This window comes from Halogeometricum limi (genome assembly GCF_900115785.1).
GTDB lineage: Archaea > Halobacteriota > Halobacteria > Halobacteriales > Haloferacaceae > Halogeometricum > Halogeometricum limi.
The window spans coordinates 520,549-540,272 of record NZ_FOYS01000001.1; the positions used below are offsets into that span (position 1 = coordinate 520,549).

The 19,724-nt window shown below is 66.4% G+C and carries 28 protein-coding genes; 15 read left to right on the top strand and 13 right to left on the bottom strand.

Annotated features, from left to right (window positions below):
• Window positions 1-53 precede the first annotated feature (53 nt).
• Entirely contained in the window at window positions 54-1,136 is a 1,083-nt protein-coding gene (locus BM282_RS02730; protein WP_089876533.1) for a M20 family metallopeptidase, read from the bottom strand.
• A gap of 111 nt (window positions 1,137-1,247) precedes the next feature.
• Between BM282_RS02730 and BM282_RS02735 the strand changes: the two genes are divergently transcribed.
• Entirely contained in the window at window positions 1,248-3,104 is a 1,857-nt protein-coding gene (locus BM282_RS02735; protein ID WP_089876535.1) for a PINc/VapC family ATPase, read from the top strand.
• Window positions 3,105-3,241: 137 nt separating this feature from the next.
• On the opposite strand, the gene BM282_RS02740 is transcribed toward BM282_RS02735, so the two are convergent.
• Window positions 3,242-3,529: a MarR family transcriptional regulator gene (locus BM282_RS02740; protein WP_089877330.1), complete on the bottom strand. Its 288-nt coding sequence runs from the start codon at window positions 3,527-3,529 to the stop codon at window positions 3,242-3,244.
• Window positions 3,530-3,682: 153 nt separating this feature from the next.
• On the opposite strand from BM282_RS02740, the gene BM282_RS02745 reads away from it, so the two are divergent.
• From BM282_RS02745 to BM282_RS02755, 3 genes are all read left to right on the top strand, one after another.
• Window positions 3,683-4,009 (top strand): EMC6-like membrane protein, encoded by a 327-nt coding sequence (locus tag BM282_RS02745; protein ID WP_089876536.1) that lies wholly within the window; start codon window positions 3,683-3,685, stop codon window positions 4,007-4,009.
• A gap of 2 nt (window positions 4,010-4,011) precedes the next feature.
• On the top strand, window positions 4,012-5,844 hold the full coding sequence (locus BM282_RS02750; RefSeq protein WP_089876538.1) for a ribosome biogenesis/translation initiation ATPase RLI: 1,833 nt from the start codon (window positions 4,012-4,014) through the stop codon (window positions 5,842-5,844).
• 78 nt (window positions 5,845-5,922) lie between these two features.
• Window positions 5,923-6,132 (top strand): hypothetical protein, encoded by a 210-nt coding sequence (locus BM282_RS02755; RefSeq protein ID WP_089876540.1) that lies wholly within the window; start codon window positions 5,923-5,925, stop codon window positions 6,130-6,132.
• A 61-nt stretch (window positions 6,133-6,193) separates the two neighbouring features.
• Here the strand turns inward: BM282_RS02755 and rtcA are convergent, their stop codons facing one another.
• The 3 genes from rtcA to BM282_RS02770 form a co-directional block, all read right to left on the bottom strand.
• Window positions 6,194-7,213 (bottom strand): RNA 3'-terminal phosphate cyclase, encoded by a 1,020-nt coding sequence (gene rtcA / locus BM282_RS02760; protein ID WP_089876543.1) that lies wholly within the window; start codon window positions 7,211-7,213, stop codon window positions 6,194-6,196.
• The gene (locus tag BM282_RS02765; RefSeq protein WP_089876545.1) at window positions 7,214-7,660 is read right to left on the bottom strand and encodes a universal stress protein; all 447 of its coding nucleotides are present in this window, start codon (window positions 7,658-7,660) and stop codon (window positions 7,214-7,216) included. It abuts the gene before it with no gap.
• 78 nt (window positions 7,661-7,738) lie between these two features.
• Window positions 7,739-8,260, bottom strand: coding sequence for an archaemetzincin family Zn-dependent metalloprotease (locus BM282_RS02770; protein WP_089876548.1), 522 nt, complete (start codon window positions 8,258-8,260; stop codon window positions 7,739-7,741).
• 39 nt (window positions 8,261-8,299) lie between these two features.
• Here BM282_RS02770 and BM282_RS02775 point away from each other — a divergent pair, with 39 nt between their 5' ends.
• The 6 genes from BM282_RS02775 (at window position 8,300) to BM282_RS02800 (ending at window position 11,582) form a co-directional block, all read left to right on the top strand.
• The gene (locus tag BM282_RS02775) at window positions 8,300-8,731 is read left to right on the top strand and encodes a UPF0146 family protein (protein ID WP_089876550.1); all 432 of its coding nucleotides are present in this window, start codon (window positions 8,300-8,302) and stop codon (window positions 8,729-8,731) included.
• 25 nt (window positions 8,732-8,756) lie between these two features.
• Window positions 8,757-9,632, top strand: a complete 876-nt coding sequence (locus tag BM282_RS02780; protein ID WP_089876552.1) for a TIGR01548 family HAD-type hydrolase — start codon at window positions 8,757-8,759, stop codon at window positions 9,630-9,632.
• Window positions 9,633-9,663: 31 nt separating this feature from the next.
• A complete protein-coding gene (locus BM282_RS02785; RefSeq protein WP_089876554.1) occupies window positions 9,664-10,047 on the top strand; it encodes a hypothetical protein in 384 nt (127 codons plus the stop codon).
• Entirely contained in the window at window positions 10,044-10,235 is a 192-nt protein-coding gene (locus BM282_RS02790; protein ID WP_089876556.1) for a DUF7534 family protein, read from the top strand. Before BM282_RS02785 ends, BM282_RS02790 begins: the two co-directional genes overlap by 4 nt.
• Before the next feature lie 82 nt (window positions 10,236-10,317).
• Window positions 10,318-10,986, top strand: a complete 669-nt coding sequence (npdG, locus tag BM282_RS02795) for an NADPH-dependent F420 reductase (protein ID WP_089876558.1) — start codon at window positions 10,318-10,320, stop codon at window positions 10,984-10,986.
• A 152-nt stretch (window positions 10,987-11,138) separates the two neighbouring features.
• On the top strand, window positions 11,139-11,582 hold the full coding sequence (locus BM282_RS02800) for an ester cyclase (protein ID WP_089876560.1): 444 nt from the start codon (window positions 11,139-11,141) through the stop codon (window positions 11,580-11,582).
• Between the two features lie 45 nt (window positions 11,583-11,627).
• On the opposite strand, the gene BM282_RS02805 is transcribed toward BM282_RS02800, so the two are convergent.
• From BM282_RS02805 to BM282_RS02825, 5 genes are all read right to left on the bottom strand, one after another.
• On the bottom strand, window positions 11,628-12,233 hold the full coding sequence (locus BM282_RS02805) for a PepSY domain-containing protein (RefSeq protein ID WP_175501340.1): 606 nt from the start codon (window positions 12,231-12,233) through the stop codon (window positions 11,628-11,630).
• 118 nt (window positions 12,234-12,351) lie between these two features.
• On the bottom strand, window positions 12,352-12,660 hold the full coding sequence (hisE, locus tag BM282_RS02810) for a phosphoribosyl-ATP diphosphatase (protein ID WP_089876564.1): 309 nt from the start codon (window positions 12,658-12,660) through the stop codon (window positions 12,352-12,354).
• Between the two features lie 54 nt (window positions 12,661-12,714).
• Window positions 12,715-13,968, bottom strand: a complete 1,254-nt coding sequence (locus tag BM282_RS02815; RefSeq protein ID WP_089876566.1) for an MFS transporter — start codon at window positions 13,966-13,968, stop codon at window positions 12,715-12,717.
• A gap of 175 nt (window positions 13,969-14,143) precedes the next feature.
• On the bottom strand, window positions 14,144-14,746 hold the full coding sequence (pdxT, locus tag BM282_RS02820) for a pyridoxal 5'-phosphate synthase glutaminase subunit PdxT (protein ID WP_089876568.1): 603 nt from the start codon (window positions 14,744-14,746) through the stop codon (window positions 14,144-14,146).
• Between the two features lie 81 nt (window positions 14,747-14,827).
• The gene (locus tag BM282_RS02825; RefSeq protein ID WP_089876570.1) at window positions 14,828-14,992 is read right to left on the bottom strand and encodes a preprotein translocase subunit Sec61beta; all 165 of its coding nucleotides are present in this window, start codon (window positions 14,990-14,992) and stop codon (window positions 14,828-14,830) included.
• A gap of 105 nt (window positions 14,993-15,097) precedes the next feature.
• On the opposite strand from BM282_RS02825, the gene BM282_RS02830 reads away from it, so the two are divergent.
• Window positions 15,098-15,364 (top strand): thioredoxin family protein, encoded by a 267-nt coding sequence (locus tag BM282_RS02830; protein ID WP_089876572.1) that lies wholly within the window; start codon window positions 15,098-15,100, stop codon window positions 15,362-15,364.
• 111 nt (window positions 15,365-15,475) lie between these two features.
• Window positions 15,476-15,625, top strand: coding sequence for a 50S ribosomal protein L40e (locus BM282_RS02835; RefSeq protein WP_089876574.1), 150 nt, complete (start codon window positions 15,476-15,478; stop codon window positions 15,623-15,625).
• Between the two features lie 65 nt (window positions 15,626-15,690).
• On the opposite strand, the gene BM282_RS02840 is transcribed toward BM282_RS02835, so the two are convergent.
• Complete coding sequence (locus BM282_RS02840) at window positions 15,691-16,323, bottom strand: MBL fold metallo-hydrolase (RefSeq protein WP_089876576.1); 633 nt, start codon at window positions 16,321-16,323, stop codon at window positions 15,691-15,693.
• Window positions 16,324-16,488: 165 nt separating this feature from the next.
• Between BM282_RS02840 and BM282_RS02845 the strand changes: the two genes are divergently transcribed.
• Genes BM282_RS02845 through BM282_RS02855 form a run of 3 tightly spaced genes read left to right on the top strand, consistent with a single transcriptional unit; the run spans window position 16,489 to window position 17,923 of the window.
• Window positions 16,489-16,665, top strand: coding sequence for a DUF5786 family protein (locus BM282_RS02845; protein ID WP_089876578.1), 177 nt, complete (start codon window positions 16,489-16,491; stop codon window positions 16,663-16,665).
• Between the two features lie 21 nt (window positions 16,666-16,686).
• The gene (locus BM282_RS02850) at window positions 16,687-17,295 is read left to right on the top strand and encodes an endonuclease dU (protein WP_175501365.1); all 609 of its coding nucleotides are present in this window, start codon (window positions 16,687-16,689) and stop codon (window positions 17,293-17,295) included.
• A gap of 25 nt (window positions 17,296-17,320) precedes the next feature.
• Window positions 17,321-17,923, top strand: a complete 603-nt coding sequence (locus BM282_RS02855) for a uracil-DNA glycosylase (RefSeq protein ID WP_089876582.1) — start codon at window positions 17,321-17,323, stop codon at window positions 17,921-17,923.
• 55 nt (window positions 17,924-17,978) lie between these two features.
• Here BM282_RS02855 and phnE read toward each other — a convergent pair whose 3' ends face one another.
• Entirely contained in the window at window positions 17,979-18,944 is a 966-nt protein-coding gene (gene phnE / locus BM282_RS02860; RefSeq protein ID WP_089876583.1) for a phosphonate ABC transporter, permease protein PhnE, read from the bottom strand.
• Window positions 18,941-19,696 (bottom strand): phosphonate ABC transporter ATP-binding protein, encoded by a 756-nt coding sequence (gene phnC, locus BM282_RS02865; RefSeq protein WP_089876585.1) that lies wholly within the window; start codon window positions 19,694-19,696, stop codon window positions 18,941-18,943. The genes phnE and phnC overlap by 4 nt, the downstream gene beginning before the upstream one ends.
• Window positions 19,697-19,724: the final 28 nt, after the last annotated feature.

Below are 19,724 nucleotides of genomic sequence, written 5' to 3' on the forward strand. Positions count from 1 at the left end.
TTATCAACCATGTGTATCCGGGTGTGCGGCTCGTTCACATTTCTCTCTCTTCGCTACTCGCTCGGCCACGACTCGGCCGCCCCGAGATACGTCCGATAGCACCGCGCCAGAACCTCGACGGAGACGCTCTCGTCTCTCGTGTGGGCCTCTCCCGGCTCCGAGGCTCCGCAGATGACACAGGTCGTCCCCGCCTGCGAGAGCCATCCGGCGTCCGTCGCGTGCGGTTTCGTCACCTGTTCCGGCACGCCGTCCTGCGCCGCCGTCGCCGCCGCCAACACGGCGTCGGCGAACGCCTCGTCGTCGCACGCCATCGGCGGCAGGTCCTGTTCGAGCACCCACTCGACTCCTTCGACGGTTTCGACCCGCGCCAGGTCGGCGTACTCGCCGGGGACGGTTCGCTCGTCTATCGTCACCTCGCAGCGTTCGGGGACGACGTTCCACGCCGACCCGCCGTCTATCTCCGTGACGACGACGGTACCCGAGAGACGTTCGCCGAACACCTCCGCCTCCGGGGCGGGGAGTTCGCGAATCACGTCGACGGCGTCGCAGGCGCGGTAGACGGCGTTGACTCCGGCCTCGGGTTCGCTCGCGTGCGATGCGGACCCGCGGGCGACGACGGAGGAGGCGCGACGGCCCTTGTGCGCCACCACCACGTCGGTCACGCCGTCTTTGGAGTAGTTCGTGGACCCCTCGGCGACGATGGCGTAGTCGGGGACGACGCCGTCTTCGATGGCTCCGCGCGCGCCGTCGCCACCGGTCTCTTCGGCGACGAACGAGGCGAAAATCAGTTCGCCCGCCGGGTCGGCGTCGCGGAAGGCGAGCATCGACGCCGCGACGGCACCTTTCATGTCTGCCGCGCCGCGGCCGTAGATACGCCCGTCTCGCTGTTCGACGACGTACTCGCCGCTGTCGACCTGTGACTCGTCCGGCGGCACGACGTCGTGGTGGCCGACGAGTGCCAGCGACTCCGACCCCCCGTCACCTTTCCGAGCGACGACGTTGCCGTGGTCGTCTCTCGTCACCGCTGCGTCCGTCTCCTCGCGAAGCCACGCTTCGATGGCGTCGCCGCAGGCCGTCTCGTCCTCGTGGCTCGGGATGGAGACCAGATGCCTCGTGAGCGCGTTCAGTTCTTCCATGGCTCCTCGGTCACCCTCCGCCGGTATAAGTATCGCCGACGTCCGTGGTATCGGCACCATCCGTCCGCCGTGATACGTTCTTTTATCCGTCTCGCACGCCAAACCCGGGCCATGAAGCTAGTGCCGGACACGAGCGCGGTCATCGACGGTCGCGTGTCCGAGCGAGTCGAGTCGGACGACGAGGAGACGACGGTCTGTGTGCCCGAAGCCGTCGTCGGGGAACTCGAATCGCAGGCGAACCAGGGGCACGACACCGGATGGGAGGGTCTCTCCGAACTCCAGCGACTCTCCGAACTCGCCGACGACGGGGCGATTACGCTGGAGTACGTCGGCCGACACACGAAACCGAGCGAGGCGACGGGTGCCCACGAGGGCGACATCGACGCGGTCATCCGCGACGTCGCGGAGGAACAGGGCGCGACGCTCCTCACGAGCGACCAGGTGCAGGCCGAAGTCGCCCGCGCGAAGGGCCTCTCCGTCGAGTTCGTCGAGGCGCGCGTTCGCGGGTCCGGCGACCTGGTCATAGAGGAGTTCTTCGACGACCAGACGATGTCGGTCCACCTCAAGACCGACACGAAACCGAAGGCAAAGCGCGGCGCTATCGGCGAGATGCACTACCAGACCATCTCCGAGGAGGTGTCCGACGAGGCGACGATGAAGTCGTGGGCCGACGACATCGAGAACTCCGCGCGGGCGAGTCCCGACGGCTTCATCGAACTCTCCGAACCGGGGATGACCATCGTCCAGTTCCGCGACTACCGAATCGCCATCGCCCGTCCGCCGTTCGCGGACGGCATCGAGATAACCGCGGTCCGCCCCATCGTCAAGACCGACTTGGACGACTACGAGTTCGCCGACGAACTCCGTGACCGCCTCGCCGAACGTCAGCGCGGCGTCCTCATCTCCGGGTCGCCCGGTGCCGGGAAGTCCACCTTCGCGCAGGCCGTCGCCGAGTTCCTGAACGACAGCGACTACGCGGTGAAGACGATGGAGAAACCGCGCGACCTGCAGGTCGGTCCCGAGATTACGCAGTACACCGCGCTCGACGGGCAGATGGAGAAGACGGCGGATTCGTTGCTTCTCGTCCGTCCGGACTACACCATCTACGACGAGGTTCGCAAGACGAACGACTTCAGCGTCTTCGCGGACATGCGACTCGCCGGCGTCGGCATGGTCGGCGTCGTCCACGCGACGCGGGCCATCGACGCCCTCCAGCGACTCGTCGGCCGTGTCGAACTCGGCATGATTCCGCAGGTGGTCGACACCGTCGTCTACATCGAAGACGGCCGCGTCGACACCGTCTACGACGTGCAGACGCAGGTGAAGGTGCCCGAGGGACTCACCGCCGAGGACCTCGCACGCCCCGTCATCCAGGTGGTCGACTTCGAGACGAACACCCCCGCGTACGAGATTTACACGTTCAACCGGCAGGTCGTCACCGTCCCCCTCGGCGAGGAGGCGGAGGGTCGCGACGAGACGGGCGTGAGTCGTCTCGCACGACAGGAGATAGAGCGGGAGATTCGCTCCATCGCCCGCGGTCACGTCGACGTCGAACTGCAGGGACAGAACAACGCCGTCGTCTACGTCGACGACGACGACATCTCGTACGTCATCGGGAAGGGCGGCGGCCGCATCTCCGACGTGGAGGACCGCCTCGGTCTCGACATCGACGTGCGGACGCACGACGAGAACCCCGCGAACACCGGTTCCAGCGGCGGGTCGGCCGCGGCGACGCCCGACGACGACTCCGGCGAAATCGTCACCCCCGAGGTGACCTCCCGGCACGTCGTCGTCCGGATGGACGAACACGTCGGCGAGACGGTCGAAGTCCGCGCTGACGGCGACTACCTCTTCACGGCCACCGTGGGGCGCGGCGGCGACATCCAGGTCTCGCGCGGCAGCGCCATCGCCGACGAACTCGAACAGGCCATCGACCGCAAACAGAAGATCACGGTCCACCCGGCGTAAGCCGGTTCGACGCCTCTTTTCGCCCGACCGTCACTCGCCGCGAGCGTCGGGACTCCGCGTCCGGAAAGAGAGAATAACGGGGGTTGCCGCGTGATCGTCGGTCGGTACTGTGTCGCCTCCGCACCCGTGCCAGGGGGTTACTCGGCGTGGCAGGCTTCTGCCTCGTCAACTTCGTCTGCGGACTGTTTCGGGGCCGCGTCGGTGAGTTGATAGAGGTTCTGCCGCGCGTCTGCGAAGTAGACGTCTTCGTCGACGACTCCGATTCCTTCCAGTCGCTCGAGAGCGTAGCGGACCGTTCGAGCCGACAGCATCGACTCCTGAACGATGCCCTTCTGTGTGAGCGGACCGTTGTATTCGAGCACTTTGAAAACTAACTTCGCACTCGGGGGGAGGTCGTCGAGACTCTCCTGTTCTGCCTCAGCCATCGTTACGAATCGAAACGTCGAGACGGCATAAACCTTCGTGGACCTGTCCGAGCGTTCGGGTTCGTTTCGGTCTCCCGTTCGGCGTCCTCGACGCGTCGTCGCCGCCGCCACGGGAACGAACGCCTTTTGACGCCGGGTATCGCACTCGTACGCATGGCAACGGAAACGCAGACGGGCCTCTCGGGTCACTTACGAGGGGTCACTGTCACCACGCTCGCCTGTCTCGCCGGCATCGGGGCCGCACTGGCGTCGGGCGCGTTAGTCGGACTGGGGTCTGGTCCCGTGGGCGACGCGGCGACGAACCAGCAGACGCTGTTCGTCCTCGGCGCGTTCCTCCTCGCGCAGTTCCCCGTCCTCCGAGTTCTCGGCGTCGACGTGAGTGATTTCGGGGCGAAAGACTACCTCTACGTCGGCTTCATGACGTTCACCCTCTGGTACATCTCGTACGGTATCCTGCTGACTTCGGGTGTGTCTCTGTAAACATGGCCGACGACAGCATCGCGGTCGTCGACCTCGACCGGTGTCAACCGGACCGCTGTAGCTACGAGTGCGCGAACTACTGCCCGCCGAACCGAACGGGCAAAGAGTGCATCGTGACGCGCGGGGAGTACTACGAGGACGACGAACCCTACGACGGCGGCCCGGACCAGATTCGCATCTCCGAAGAGGTCTGTCTCGGCGAGACGTGCGGTATCTGCGTCGAGAAGTGTCCGTTCGACGCTATCGAGATAATCAACCTCCCGACGGAACTGCAGGAGGACCCGGTCCACCGCTACGGCGAGAACTCCTTTGCCCTCTACGGTCTCCCGGTCCCCGAGTCGGGTGCGGTGACGGGTATCCTCGGCCCGAACGGTATCGGGAAGACGACCGCCGTCCGCGCCCTCGCGGGCGAGATGGTCCCGAACCTCGGCGACTACGGTCGAGAGGCGACGTGGGACGCCGTCCTCGACCGCTACCGCGGGACGGAACTGCAGAACTACATCGAGCGCGTCCGCCGAGAGGACGTCACCATCGCGCGGAAACCCCAGTACGTCGACCAGATTCCGAAGCAGTTCGACGGCGTGACGAGCGACCTCTTGAACTCGACGGACGAACGCGGCAAACTCGACGAGTACGTCGACCGACTCGGCATCGCTCCGGTCGTCGACCAACCCCTCGACACGCTCTCGGGCGGGGAACTCCAGCGCGTCGCCCTCGCGGCGACGCTCTCGCGTGACCGCGACTTCTACTTCCTCGACGAGATTTCGCCGTACCTCGACATCGGTCAGCGCGTCACCGCGGCGCGACTCATCCGCGAACTCGCCGAAGAGGAGGACAAGGCGGTGCTGGCGGTCGAACACGACCTGGCCATCCTCGACCTCCTCGCGGACACGCTCCACATCGCCTACGGTGAACCCGGCGCGTACGGTGTCGTCACGGACCCGAAGTCCGTCCGCAACGGCATCAACGAGTACCTGAAGGGCTATCTCTCCAACGAGAACATGCGGATTCGCCCCGACGAGATAGAGTTCCACGAACACGCGCCGCGCGAGACGGCCAAGAGCAAGCCGCTCATCGACTACCCCGACCTCTCGAAGTCCTACGGCGACGGCGAGTTCTCCTTGGACGTGGAGGGCGGCACCATCTACAAGTCCGAAGTGCTCGGCATCGTCGGTCCGAACGGTATCGGGAAGTCCACCCTGGCGAAGATGTTCGCGGGCGCGCTCGAACCCGACGAGGGCGAACTCAACTTCACGCTCGACATCGCCTACAAACCGCAGTACATCGAGATAGACCAGCCGATGCGCGTGGACACGTTCCTCTCGTCTATCACCGACGACTTCGGCACCTCCTACTGGAAGACCGAAGTCGCGAACCCGCTCCAACTCGGCCGCATCATGGAACGGAACTTAGACGACCTCTCCGGCGGTGAGAGACAGCGCGTCGCCATCGCGGCCACCCTCTCGGAGGACGCCGACCTGTTCGTGCTCGACGAACCCTCGGCGCACCTCGACGTGGAACAACGCGTGCAGGCGACGACGGCCATCCGCCGCTACGCGGAGAACCACGACGCGACGGTGATGGTCATCGACCACGACATCTACATGATAGACCTCTTGGCGGACCGCCTGATGGTGTTCGACGGCGAACCGTCCGTGGAGGGTCACGCCGGCACGCCGCAGGAGATGCGCGCGGGCATGAACGACTTCCTCTCGGACCTCGATATCACGTTCCGCCGGGACGAACGCACCCAGCGTCCCCGCATCAACAAGCCCGGGTCGCAACTCGACTCGAAGCAGAAAAAGCAGGGCGAGTACTACTACTCGCCGAACTGACCAGTCTCTCTTCGACTCTGTCTCTCCGCCGAGGACGTGGCCTCAAGCGTTAACGGGCCGTAGCGTGCATCTCGGTGTATGGCACGCAAAGGCGGCAACTCGAACAACATCAACTTGCTGAGCGCCGCGGTACCCCTGATACAAGCAGTCCTCGCACTGGTCCGAAAGAAACCGAAGCGGGCGGTGCTCCTCCTCGGCGTCGCACTCGTCTCGGCGCGGTCCGCGAAACTCGGCACCGTCGCACAGGTGCTCTTGCGGGTGCTCATGCGAGCGCTCGACCGCAAGTAGCCGAGACACCGAGACAGTACCGTCTTCGAGCGTCTTCGAGCATCCTCCGAGCATCCTCCGCTCACGCGTCGGGCGGCGGCGCCGTCACGACGACTCCGTCTCCGTTCTCCCGTCGGACCTCGATATCGTACCCGAACGCCCGTATCACCTCGACGTTCGTCCGCACGTGGTCGGTGACGCGGGGGATTCGAACCGCGCCGCCGGCGAGTGCGACCCAGACGAGGAGTTGGTCGCCGAGGAACTCGTCGGCGGGCGCGCCCGTCTCTCGCCACGCTACAAACGCCTCGGCCGCGTCGTCTCCGACCCGTTCGGCCGGGACACCGCGACGACCGAGCGCATCGAACCCCGCTCTCGACGCTCCGCAGTCGGCGACGAGGGTGACGACGGCCCCCGGCGAGTTCGCCTCCGCGTACGTCACTCTCGTCCTCGTCTTCGCCACGCCGCCGACTCGTTCGTGGACGGCGGTCGCCATCCGGTCTGCGACGTTCGCCGACTGGAGCGTCGTGGAGGCGACGGCGTGGACGGACAGGCGACGGAGCGCGCCGGGGGTTCGCAGCGTCAGCGGCCTCGCGGAAGACGGGCGGAGCGAGAGCGTGAGACGGCCGCCGCCCGCCGGATAGAACCCCCGTCGCTCGACGGTGAGGTGCGCGTCGAGGCCGACGTCTCTGAGCAGTGGCAGTTTGACGTATCGGAGGTAGTCGGCGGGCGGCGACCACCGAACGTCCGTCCCGCCGATGACCGTCACGCGGAGGGTGTCGTCGAGAGCGAGTGCGAGTGGCGCGAGGGCGTCACAGACGAGCGTCGCACTCCCCGCGGTCGGAATCTCGACGCGCGTCTCGCCGCCGCGGACCCTCCCGGGGTCGAACGAGAACGTCTCGCTGCCCGCGTCGACGCCGGCCGTCTCCCCCTCCGTCACCGACCCCACGGCTTCGATAGCCGCGACGTGTTGCGCCTTCAGGCCCGGAGACGGTCGGTCGCCTCGGACGTTCCGCATCCGCACCGCTCGGCCCGTGAGTGCGGACATCGACACGGCGGTCCTGACCAGTTGGCCGCCGCCGTCGCGTCCGTCGAGTTCGAGCATCTAGCGGACGACGGTCACGGGGACTGACGCCCGCTTGAGGAGGTCTTTCGCCACGCTCCCGAGCAACCCTTCCGCGCGGTGCGACAGGCCGCGGTGCCCGACGACGATGCCGTCGACGCCGTTCGTTTCGGCGTACTCCGCGATGGTCTCGGCGGGGTCGCCGTACAGCATGACCGTCTCGGCGGCGACGCCCGCTTCGTCCGCGTGCGCCTCGGCCTCCGCGAGAATCGACTCGCCGCGCGTCTCGGCGTCGTCCGGGTCCTCCGTGTAGAGGCGGTCGTCCGACGCGTTCGCCGTCGACTCGTCGGCACCGCCTTCGACGACCATCTGCGGTTCGACCGAGTAGGCGACCGTCAGCGTCCCGTCGAGTCCCCTCACGAGTAGTAGTGCGTGGTCGAGTGCCTGTGCGCCCGACTCGGACCCGTCCACGGCCACGAGATAGTGCATCGTTTCACCGACCCTACTACGCGCGCTGAACGTTTATGCGTGGCTGTGTCACGGCGGTGAGAAGAGCGAGACGGTCGGTCAGTGGACGAGACGGCTACAGGTGCCACAGAGGTTCTCCTCTTTCACGTCGACTTCCCGAACCGTCGGCGAGAAGGACATGACGCACTTGGAGTTGTCACAGTGTTCGAGCCCGAGCGTGTGGCCGATTTCGTGGACGACCTCTTTGCGGACGCGGTCTGCGAACACCTCCGACTGGGGCTTCGTGGTGATTCCGCCGTCCGAAGACGTCTGGAGGCGATACGTGGAGATGACAGAGCCGTTGCCGTTGAGGTAGGCGAGTCCGAACACGTAGTTTCGACGGCGGTAGTAGAGGTCCTGTGCCGTGATTCCGATGTTCTTCTCACCGCTCCCGATTCGGCTGGCGAGTTCGATGAACTGCTCGGCTCGGTACTGGTTTCGGCCGCGGTCGAACGCGCCTTCGGGGATGGACTGCTCGTTGTGCACGGTGACGTCGCAGTCGTAGACGCCGCGGAGGGCCGCAGATGCCTCGCGCTTCACCTGCGCTGGGAGGTCCCCGATAGGCACGATGTCGACAAGCATGAAAGTTGTTAAGCAGGGTGGTATCATAAATATCCCGCCGTGGAAACCGAACTTCGAGACGCTCTCGCTGCCCGTCTCGCACACTACGAGACGCTCACAGAGGTCGGCGTCGGTCGCCAACCGACGGTCGCCGCCGCACTCGCCGCCGCCGGCAAACGCGTCGTCGTCACGGACGTCCACGAGTTCGAGGTGCCGCCCGAACTCCGATTCGTGAGAGACGACGTCGTCACCGCGAGCGAACGCCCCGACCCCGGCCCGGCCTACCGGTCCGCCGCCGTCTACGCGCTGAACCTCCCGCCCGAACTTCACCGGCCGACCCGCGACGTGGCCGCCGCCGTCGGCGCGGACTTCCTCTTCACCACGCTCGGGTACGAGACGCCGGACGTGCCGTGCGAGACGGAGACGCTCGCGGGCGGGCGAGAGACGCTGTACGTCGTCTCCCGCGACCGGCGGCCGAAAGGACAACGCTAAGGGTTCCGTGCCGTCGTCTCTCGGTATGCACGCAGACGCAGTCGTCCTCGACATCGACGGAGTCCTCGTCGACGTCGCCGACTCGTACCGACGGGCCATCGTAGAGTCCATCTCGCGCCTGTACGACCGCACCATCGACAAGTCCGACATCCAACGGTTCAAAGACGCCAGCGGGTTCAACAACGACTGGGAACTGACGTACGCCGCCGCGCTCTACCTCCTCGCGGACGACCGTCGACCCGTCTCGCTCGCCGCGTTCACCGACCGCATCCACGAGCGAGGCGGTGGCCTCTCGGCCGCCGAAGCGGTCGCCGAAGCCCACCTCTCGGCCGACGACTACGCCGCCGTCCGCGACGAGTGGGACCCCGAGGGTCTCAGAGAGGCGTTCCAAGCGCTCTACCTCGGGACCGACCTGTACCGCGACCTCGAAGGCGGCGACCCGCCGTTCGAGGCCCCGGGCTACATCCACGACGAACCCGTCGTCGTCGACGGCGAGACGCTGGACTACCTCACCTCGAACCACCGCGTCGGCGTCCTCACGGGCCGTCCAGAGGCGGAAGCTGAAATCGCGCTCTCCCGCGCCCTCCTCTCCGTCCCGCCGGAGCACCGGTTCACAATGGACGACTGGGAGGCGGGAAAGCCGGACCCGCACGCGCTCACGACGCTCGCCGAACGGTTCGACGCGGACTCGGTCGTGTTCGTCGGCGACACCCTCGACGACGTGCAGACGGCCGTCAACGCCGCCGCCGCGGACGAGTCGCGGACCTACCACGGCGTCGGCGTCCTCACGGGCGGCCTGACCGGCGAGGACGGGCGAGAGAAGTTCGCGTCGGTCGGTGCAACCGCCGTCCTCGACTCCGTGAACGACCTCCCGGCGTTCCTCGGCGACGCAGAGGAGTAAGCTTAGGCCGACGGCGAACCGAGCGAACGATATGGATGCGCTTCGTCTCGAACGACTCGTCTGGTCGGTGGTGTTCGGCGCGTTCGTCGCGATTCCGGTCGGACTCCTCGTCGCACCGGACCCGACGGGACTCCTCCCGGTTCTGCTCGCGGGCGCGACGCTCGCCGTCTCGATTCCCGTCGCCTTTCGCCTGTTCGAGTACTCCGAGTCTCGACTGGCAGAAGCGGGCGACATGACCGCTCGGTTCGTGACGCTGTTCTCTGTCGCCTTCGCGCTTCGATTCGCGCTCTCGGCCGTCGGCGTCGGTGGCTTCGTCGGGAACCTCGTCGCCTTCGGGGGCGGGTGGCTCTCGGCGTCGTACGCCTCCGAACGGCTGAACCCCCGTCGCTGGGGGGGCGGAGGTGTCTCCTCGTGAACGACACGCTGTCGCACCTCTCGCGGTTTCTCACCGTGATGATTCTCGTCGACTTCCTCGGACTCGGCGTGTTCGCACTGCTCCCGCCGTCGGTGGGGATACGGCAGTACGTCCTCCTCGGAACGCTCGTCGTCGCACCGCTCGTCGCCTTTCTCGTCACCTACGGTCCCGAGTTCGACGCCGCCTGAGACGGGCTGTCGCCCTCGCGAGGCCCCGGCAGATGCTCCCGGTCACACAACGCTTTACCCCTCACCGTCCCGAGGCGATAGCATGCGAATCGCACTCCTCGGTGGGACCGGCGACATCGGCGAGGGACTCGCCCTCCGGTGGGCCTACCATACGAACCACGACGTGATTCTCGGCTCTCGCGACCCGGAGAAGGCTCGCGCGAAGGCCGACGAGTACGAGACGGAACTGTCCAGTCGCGGCCGCGACGTGAAGGTGAACGGCTTCACCAACGAGATGGCCGCCGACCGGGCCCGCATCGTCGTCCTCGCGGTGCCGCCGTACCACGTCGCCGACACCGTCGAGTCGGTCGAAGACAGTCTCTCGGAGGGCGACGTGCTGGTCACGCCCGCGGCGGGCGTCAAACGCGACGACGACGGCTTCCACTACCACCCGCCGAGCGCGGGGAGCGTCACGAAGTTAGTCGCCGACGCCGCCCCCGACGGCGTTCCGGTCGTCGGCGCGTTCCACAACCTCGCGGCGGGGCGACTCGCGGACTTGGACGCCGAGTTGGGAATCGACACGCTCGTCGTCGCCGACGACGACGACGCCAAAGACACCGTGGTGCATCTCGCGGAGGGTATCGACGGTCTGCGGGCCCTCGACGCGGGCGGCATCGCCAACGCCGCCGAGGTGGAGTCGGTGACGCCGCTTCTCATCAACGTCGCCCGGCACAACGAGAAGATGCACGACTTGGGCGTGCAGTTCCGGTGACGTTCTCTCGGTGAATCAGACGATTCGCTGCTCATTTCTCGGGGAACCTCGTTCGAGAGTGCGAACTTATCGTGTCTCGGCGTCTCCATTCGAGTAGTGGTCTCCCCGTAACCCGTCGCTCGGGCGCGGCGCGAGGCCGGAGGTGACAAAAGATGGCCGGGACACAGAACACGCGCAACAAAGAACTCGTCCGGCACCTCCTGACGGAGGTGTGGCAGCGAAAGAACGTCGACGCCGTCGACGAACTGTTCTCCGAGGACGTCCTCGTCGGCGGGACGCGGACCAGCACGGGCGACCGAACGATACGGCGAGACGACCTGAAGGAGATATTCCGCGAGTGGCTGGAGGCGTTTCCCGATGCGAGCGTCGAGTCGCACGCGCTCCTCGCCGAACACGACGCCGTCGTGAGTTTCGCCACGCTCCACGGGACGCACGAGGGGGCGTTCCGCGGCGTCTCCCCCACGCACGAACCGGTCGAGATGCGGGCGTTCGCCCTCTACCGCATCCGCGACGGCCGCGTCGTGGAGTACACTGCCATCGGCGAACTGCTGAAACTCATGGAACAACTCGAGTCCGAGCGACCGCTAGACGCCTGAACAGCGTTCTCGACCGCGAAAACAGTCGGTCTCTCGTCCGCTCGGTCAGTCGTCTTCCTCTTCCTCGTCGTCCTCGTCGTCACCGTCGGGTGACTCGGTCTGCACGTCGAGGACGTCGCCGTTCGTCGCGTCGACGTACACCTCCGTCTCGTCGCCGTCAGCGCTCACTACTTCGACTTCCCAGACGGGCGTACCATCCACGCGGGCGGGGAACAGTTCGCCTTCGACGGCGACGCCGCCGTCGACTTCGCCCTCGGCGATGACGACGGCATCACGCAGCGGAACCTCGACCAGACTCGCGTTGGCCTCGTCTTCGTCGTCCGCCTCGTCCGCGTCGGCGGGTTCGGTCTCGACGTTCAGCACGTCGCCGCTCGTCCCGTCGACGTACACCTCCGTCTCGTTTCCGTTCTCGTCGACGAACTCCACCTCCCACACCGGTAACCCGCTCAGGATGGAGGTGAACGCCTCCAGTTCGACCGCCGTGCCGTCGGACTCGCCTTCGGCTATCTCGACCGCTTCCGCGGCCGAAACCTCGACGTCCCCGAGATTCACCGGGCCGTCGTCGACCTGCGCGAACGTCGACGCCGGTCCGAGTGCGCCGCCGACGCCGACCGCCCCGATTACTGCCACGAGGGCCACGATTCCCACCACTACCGCACGTGTCGTTGGTACGTTCATCACGGTACCTCACACGGAAGACGTTGGAAAGAGGCATAACCGCCGCTCACGGCGCACCTGACGCTCAGAAACACGATACTGTCCCCCCTCGTCAGAACCGTTCGCGCAACTCCGCGCGCAAGTCGTCCAGCGAGGCGTCCTTCATCGACAGGAGGACGAGGAGGTGGTACACCAAGTCGGCGCTCTCGGCCAAGAGTTCCTCTCTGTCGTCGTCTTTCGCCGCGAGGATGGCCTCCGTCGTCTCCTCGCCGAGTTTCTCCAAGACGTAGTTCTCGCCTTTCTCGTGGGTGAAGAGCGTCGTCGTGTACGACCCCTCGGGCAACTCCCGCTTTCGGGACTCGATGGTGGAGAAGAGTTCGTCGAGCACCTCGTCGGGGTTCGACGCGGATTCGTCGCTCATACCGGTGAGTCGAAACGTCGGGAGAAAACGGTTCTGACTCGACCGCACCGACGCTCAGGAGAGTCGCGAACGCGGGACGGGGTCCGTCTCGCCGTACAGCGTCTTAGCGACGAGTACGCCGACGACTGCGACGAGTCCGACGCAGGCCAGATACTCCGCGCGAAAGCCGACGTACTCGACCAACGGGACGGCGACGAGTGGGCCGAGCGTCGACCCCACGTCGCCGAAGACGTTGTAGACGCCGCCGAGTTTGCCGACGTCGTCGGCCGGGCTGATGTCGCCGAGGTAGGCGAGAAGCGGCGGGTTCGACGCGCCGACGCCGACGCCGACGAGGGCGACGCCGACCAACACCGCGGGGAGCGTCGGGACCAGTGCGAGCGTCGCGAACCCGGTTCCGAGAATCGCGAGGCCCGGAAGCGCCAGCGACGCGCGGTTCGCGAGGCGGTCGGAGTACCGCCCCACGAAGAGCGTGGTCACGCTGGACGCGACGACGGCGACGGCCATCACGACGCCACTCACGCCCGTCTCCGAGAGGAGTCCGATGGAGAGGTTCGACGCCCGCGCGTAGAGGACGGCCGTCGAGAGGAGGACGCCCGCGAAGAGGAAGCGGACGACGAAGTTGACGGCGCCGACGGTGAAGATGCGGACGTCGGCGCGCACCAACCGCGGCACGTCGCGGAGCGAACTCGCCGTCTCCACGTCGGTGTCGACGTTCGGGAGGACGACGGCGGCGACGACGGCGGCGAACGACGCCGCACAGCCGGCGACGAAGAAGGCGGTGGAGTAGCCGAACGCGTCCGTGACCAGTCCGCCGACGACGAGGCCGGCGGGAAAACCCAGGCTCTGCCCGCCTCGCATGTAGCCGACCCACTTGCCGCGGTTGCCGGGCGTCGTGACGTGGGTGATGGTGCTGAACGCGCCGACGAAGACGAACGCCGACCCGACGCCCCACAGGGCCCGAGAGAGCAGGAAGATGCTCGCGGCGTCGAGGGGGACGAGCGAGGCGTTGAGGCCGAGGACGTAACCGAACGGCGACAGTCCCTGCACGACGAACCCGGCTATCATCGGCCGCCGCGTCCCCATCGTGTCGAGTATCTGTCCCGCGGGGGTGTTCATCACGAGTCGCGTAAAGCGGTTCGCCGAGAGGATGAGTCCCACCAGAAACGGCGAGATACCCAAGAGGGGGCCGAGCGTGGGGAGCGTCGGGAAGGCGACGCCCGCGCCGACGCCGCCGAAGAAGACGCCGGCGATGAGACTCCCGGCGACGAAGCGGACGCTCGGGTCGTCGCCGCCGAACAGTCGGCTCATCCCGCGTTCCTCGGTGCTCCTCGCAGACCGACGCGGTCCTCGTCCGCCGCCGTGGTGGCCGGATGCTCGACGCTCACTGCCTTCTCGGTGGCGGGCGACGACTCTTGGTGCTTTGGAATCCGGGTATCCGTCCGGGGGCGGGACCGGTCGGGCCCCCGACCCCGGTGTTCGCCACTCAGTCTGCCGCGTCCGCTTCGACGTGGTCGAAGAACGCCAGGTCGTGCAGACGGCTGTCGGTGGTCAGTTCGGGATGAAAGGAGGTGCCGACGACGGGGCCCTGCCGGACGGCGACGGGTTCGTCGTCCCAGCGTGCGAGCACTTCGACGCCGTCGCCCACCTCGTCGATGAGTGGCGCACGGATGAACACGGCGGGGAACGGGTCGTCCATGCCTTCGACGGTCAACGGGGCCTCGAAACTGTCGACCTGCCTGCCGAACGCGTTGCGGTCGACGGTCACGTCGACGAGGTCGAGCGTCTCCACGCGGTCGTCCTTGGCGTCTCTGGAGGCGACGATGAGGCCCGCACAGGTCGCGAGGACGGGTTTTCCGGCGGCGACGTGGTCGCGAATCTCCTCGTCGATACCCTCGCGGCGGAGCAGGCGCGATATCGCCGTCGACTCCCCGCCGGGGACGAGGAGGACGTCGCACTCGGCGACGTGACCCGACTGGCGAATCTCGACTATCTCGACGTCTTCGTCGTGGGCGGCGGCGGCGCGGCGGATGGCCGCGGCGTGTTCCGACACGTCGCCTTGGACGGCGACGACTCCTGCGCGTATCATACGTACACGTCGGTCTCCGGGAGTGAAAAATCGAGCGTTCGGGGTGCGATTCGTCGCGTGGGGTCCGCGTCCTACGCCGCCTCAGAAGGCGACGGAGTTCAGGACGAGGATGCCGACGCCGAAGAGGAGGCCGAACGCTACGATGCTCTTCGGGTCCAGACGGATGGCGTTGCGGTCCTCGGCGTCGAAGTATCGAACGAGACCCGCACTAGACATCAGCCCACCGCTGTTCTGTCCGCTGCTCATGTCACTCAGTGGGACTCGCCGTCGCCTAAACGTTTCGACTCTCAGCGGAATCCGCGGGGTGAGAAACCCTTATGCGCGGGGGCAGGCTAACGTCGAATCGATACGATGACCGTTCGACTCAAAGATTTCTACGCCGACTGGTGCGGCCCGTGTAAGACGCAGGACCCCATCCTGGACGAACTCGAGGCCGACTACGGTGACGTCGAGTTCGAGAAGGTAGACGTCGACGAAGAGCAGGACGTGGCCAACGAGTACCAGGTTCGCTCGCTCCCGACGCTCATCGTCGAGAACGACGACGGAATCGTCGACCGATTCGTCGGCGTCACGCAGCGAGAGGACATCGAGGACGCCCTCCAGAAGGCGGGCGCCTGAACGACGTCTCCTCGTTCTTTCGCGCGGTTCGACCGACGCCCGTGACTCGACAGCGACGGCCTCGCCCGCCGTCTCGCAAGCGTTATACGGTCGGCTCGGGAATCAGCGTGTATGCCTAGCAACGACGCCGCGACGAAGCGAACCCTCGAAAAGCAGATCTGTATGCGATGCAACGCGCGCAACCCCCCACGCTCGGAGAGCTGCCGCAAGTGCGGCTACAAGAACCTTCGTCCGAAGTCCAAGGAACGCCGCGCGGCGTAAGCCGGCGCGTCCGTCGACCGACCTCTCTCTACGCGCTTCTGCGCACCACCGAGCGGTGGCCTCGTTCAGTCGTCGGGGTATTTCGGTTCGCGGCGTTCCGCCCGCGAGAGCGCCCTCTCGACCACCTCGCGGACGGAGTCCGCGCCGCTCTCGGGGTCCGCGCGATAGACGTCGCCGTGCCCCGCGTACAGTTCTTCGACCGTCTCCGGTATCCGGTCTAACAGGCCCCGGAGACTCGCGACGAGTCGTTCGCGCGACTGCCCCGGCATGTCCGTCCGTCCGAAACTCCCGTCGTCGAACGCGCCGTCGTTGTACACCACGACGTCGCCGCTGAACACGCGCGTCTCGCTGACCAGCGACACGTGGTCGGCGGCGTGCCCCGGCGTGTACACCACCTCGAACGACTCGTCACCGATCTGTATCTCGTCGCCGTCTTCGAGTGCGCCGTCGCGCCGAGGGTGCTCTCCGTAGGCGTACAGGTCGGCGTCGAATCGGTCGAGGACGGCGTCGAGTTCCCCGACGTGGTCGGAGTGTTGGTGTGTGAGGACGACGGCGTCCACCTCGTCGGTGTGTTCGGCGACGACGTCTTCGACGCCGGGCATCGTGCCGACGTCGACGAGGACGTTCCGTTCGCCGAGGACGAGGTACGCGTTACAGGTGAACTGCTCCGCGCCGTCTGTGACCGTGACGATTTGCATACAGAGGAGACTCCCTCCGCGAAGAAAAATCCCCCACGAGTCGGCAAGTCCGCGTCGTCGAAGCGACCCCTCCGTCCCCGCAGACTATGTTTCTCTGGTTCACGACGCGAACGAAAGTCTCTCCTGCGTATCACTTTTCCGTCCGAACCGCCTACGTGGTCGTGTATGGGATTTGGGAGCTACGACGAGTCTGAGCAAGACAGTCAAGACTACGACCAGGACCTCGACGAGAACGACGGCGTCGCCACCGCGGAGAACGACCACAAAGGCGAGGTCAGCTTCGAGAACGGCGCGTCGAACGACGAGTTGCTGGACCGTCTGCAAGAGATAAAAGACGACTGACGACCCGCCGTGACGCTCTCGCTGCAGTCGGGGACGCGCGCTCTCGGCGTCGCCGAGTCGTACGTCGACGACGGAGGGGCGGAGACGAGCGTGTTGTGCGGCGCCGTCGTCCGCGCGGACCGCGTCGTCGACGGCGCGGCGTTCGCGACGTGTACCGTCGGTGGCGACGACGCCACGGACGCGGTGCGGCGACTTTTCACCGACCTCGGCCGAGAAGACGTGCGTCTGCTGTTCGTCGCGGGCGTCGCACCCGCGTGGTTCAACCTCCTCGACCTCTCGGCGGTCGCCGACGCCGTCGACAGACCCGTCCTCTCCGTCTCGTTCGAGGAGAGCGACGGGCTGGATTCGGCGCTCAGAGAGCAGTTCTCCGGCGACGAACTCGACGCCCGTCTCGCCGTCTACGACTCGCTTCCGCCGCGTCGCCCCGTCTCTGTCGGCGACGACACCGTGTTCGCCCGCGCCGTCGGCGTGGCCGACGACGATATCGCGCGAGTCGTCCGCGCGTACACACCCGAGGGCGGCCGTCCGGAACCGCTTCGCGTCGCGCGACTGCTCGCTCGCTCGGGGAGAGCGTGGCGCGAACGCGAGGGGTTCTGCGGACCCCCGACCGCGCCGGACCGCCGCCGCTAAGTCGAATCGGCCCGCCGTCTCGACTATGGACGACGACGCGATGGACGGCCTCACCGTCCGCGACTGCCAGCGGTGTCCCGCCCTCGTCGACTCCCGGAGTCGAATCGTCAACGGCGTCGGCCCGGACGACGCGGACTTGGTCTTCCTCGGCGAAGCGCCGGGTGCGAACGAGGACGAACGGGGCGAACCGTTCGTCGGTCGGTCGGGGAGCGTCTTGGACGACGCTCTCAGAGACGTGGGTCTCGCGCGGTCGGACGTGCGCATCACCAACTGCGTCCGCTGTCGCCCGCCGGAGAACCGCGACCCCTCGAAAGCGGAACTGAGCAACTGCCGCGGCTACCTCGAACGAGAACTGGCGCTCGTCGAACCCGACCTGGTGGTCACGCTCGGGAAAGTCCCCTCCGAACACCTCTTAGACCGCTCCGTCGCCGTCACGAAGGAGGCGGGCGACGTGGTGGACGTTCGGTTGGGCGAGCGGTCCCAGCGCGTCCTCGTCTGCGTCCACCCGGCGGCGACGCTGTACGACCGCAGCCAGAAGGACACCTTCTTCGACACCATCGCGCAGGCGGCGGACCTCTCCGGACTCGCAGACAGTTCGGACGGACAGTCCAGTCTCGGCGACTTCTGAGCCGTTGATACCGCCGTTTTAGTCGCCGAAAAGAGAGCGCCGAACGCGTCCGCCGTCACTGCCAGATGGACCGGGCCATCCGCTGCGGGAACTCGACGACGAGTTTGAGGAAGCTCGTTCCCTCCTCGTTACCGCGGATGTACGACCGGACGCGCTGGCTGATGAACTCGACGGAGACGACGAGCACGAAGATGACGAGGATGGTCGCCATCATGTTCGTGTACTTGAACAGGCCGCGCTGGGTCTGCAGCACCTGTCCGAGGCCACCGCCGCCGATGAGTCCCATCGTGACGGCGATGCGGACGTTTATCTCCAGGATGTACATCGTCCACGCGATGAACGGGGTGAACACCTGCGAGAGCATCCCGAAGACGACTTTCTGCGGACTGTTCGCTCCGGTGGACTCGATGGCCTCTATGGGGCCGTCTTCGACCTCTTCGAGCGCGTCGGTGAACAGTCGCCCGAGGTTCCCCATCGTGTCCGTCCCGATGGCGAGCGTCGCCGTGAACGGCGAGACGCCGCCGAGCGGGATGTAGATGAGCGCCCACACCAGCGCCGGGATGGCGCGGATGATGCTCATCGTTCCGCGGAAGATGAAGTTGAACGGGTACGGCGTCACGCGCTCGGAGCCGAGCACGCCGAGGAGCAACGCGCCGGGGATGCCGAGGACGGTTCCGGCAAAGCCCATCGCGAAGGTGACGAACATCGCGCCGAGGACGGGGTTCCCGTTCTCGAACTGGAGCAGGAGGTTCCGGTCCTGGATGAACGCCCAGTACTGGCTCACGTCCACGAACGGAATCACGCCGAGGAGCGCGCCGGGCGGGAAGAACTCGCCGAGCGCTTCGGTGAACTGCGGCCAGTACTTGATTATCTCGCCGATGGAGAAGCCGACTTCGCTCAGCGCGTTCGTAAAGAGGAACGCGAACAGTGCGAGGACGACGAGCGAGAACACGAGTCGTACGCGTTTGGCTATCGTGATGTTCCGCAACGCGTTTTGAACCCGGTCGGTGTCGGTGCTCACGCCTCTACCTCCCGTTCCTCGCGGATCGCTTCGGTCTCGATGTCACCGTATATCTCGTCGATGACGTCGACGGTGAAGTCCTCGCGATAGCCGTCGAAGACGACGCGGCCGTCTTTCATGCCGAGGAACCGTTCTCCGAACTCGCGAGCGATGTTGACCTGGTGGAGGCTGGCGATGGTCGAGAGGTTGCGCTCCGCGGCGGCCTCGCGGATGTACCGCATCACCGACTCCGCGCTCGCGGGGTCCAGACTCGCGACGGGTTCGTCCGCCAGCAAGAGGTTCGGCTCCTGGACTAGCGCTCGGGCGATACCGACCCGCTGTTGCTGTCCGCCGCTCATCTTCCCCGCACGCTGGTTCGCCTCGTTCAGCAGTCCGACGGTGTCGAGCGCGCGGAGCGCCTCCTCTTTGTCGGCGTCTCTGTACAGACCGAGGAGACTGCCGAGGAACGAAGTGCGCCCGAGCGCGCCCGTGAGCGCGTTGCTGTAGGCGCTCATCTGCTCTAAGAGGTAGTGCTGCTGGAAGATCATCGCCACGTCGTTTCGCGGCCCCAGTACGTCGGTTCCGTCTATCGATATCGACCCGGAAGTGGGTCGTGTGATGCCGTTGAGACAGCGCAGAAGCGTCGACTTGCCCGCCCCCGACTGCCCCAAGAGGACGACGAACTCGCCGTCCGGGATGGTGAAGGAGACGTCGTCGAGGGCCTGCACGTCCCCGTACGACTTGCTGAGATTACTGACTTCTATCGTGCTCATGTTTCGTCTGTTGTGGCCCCTGTCTGCA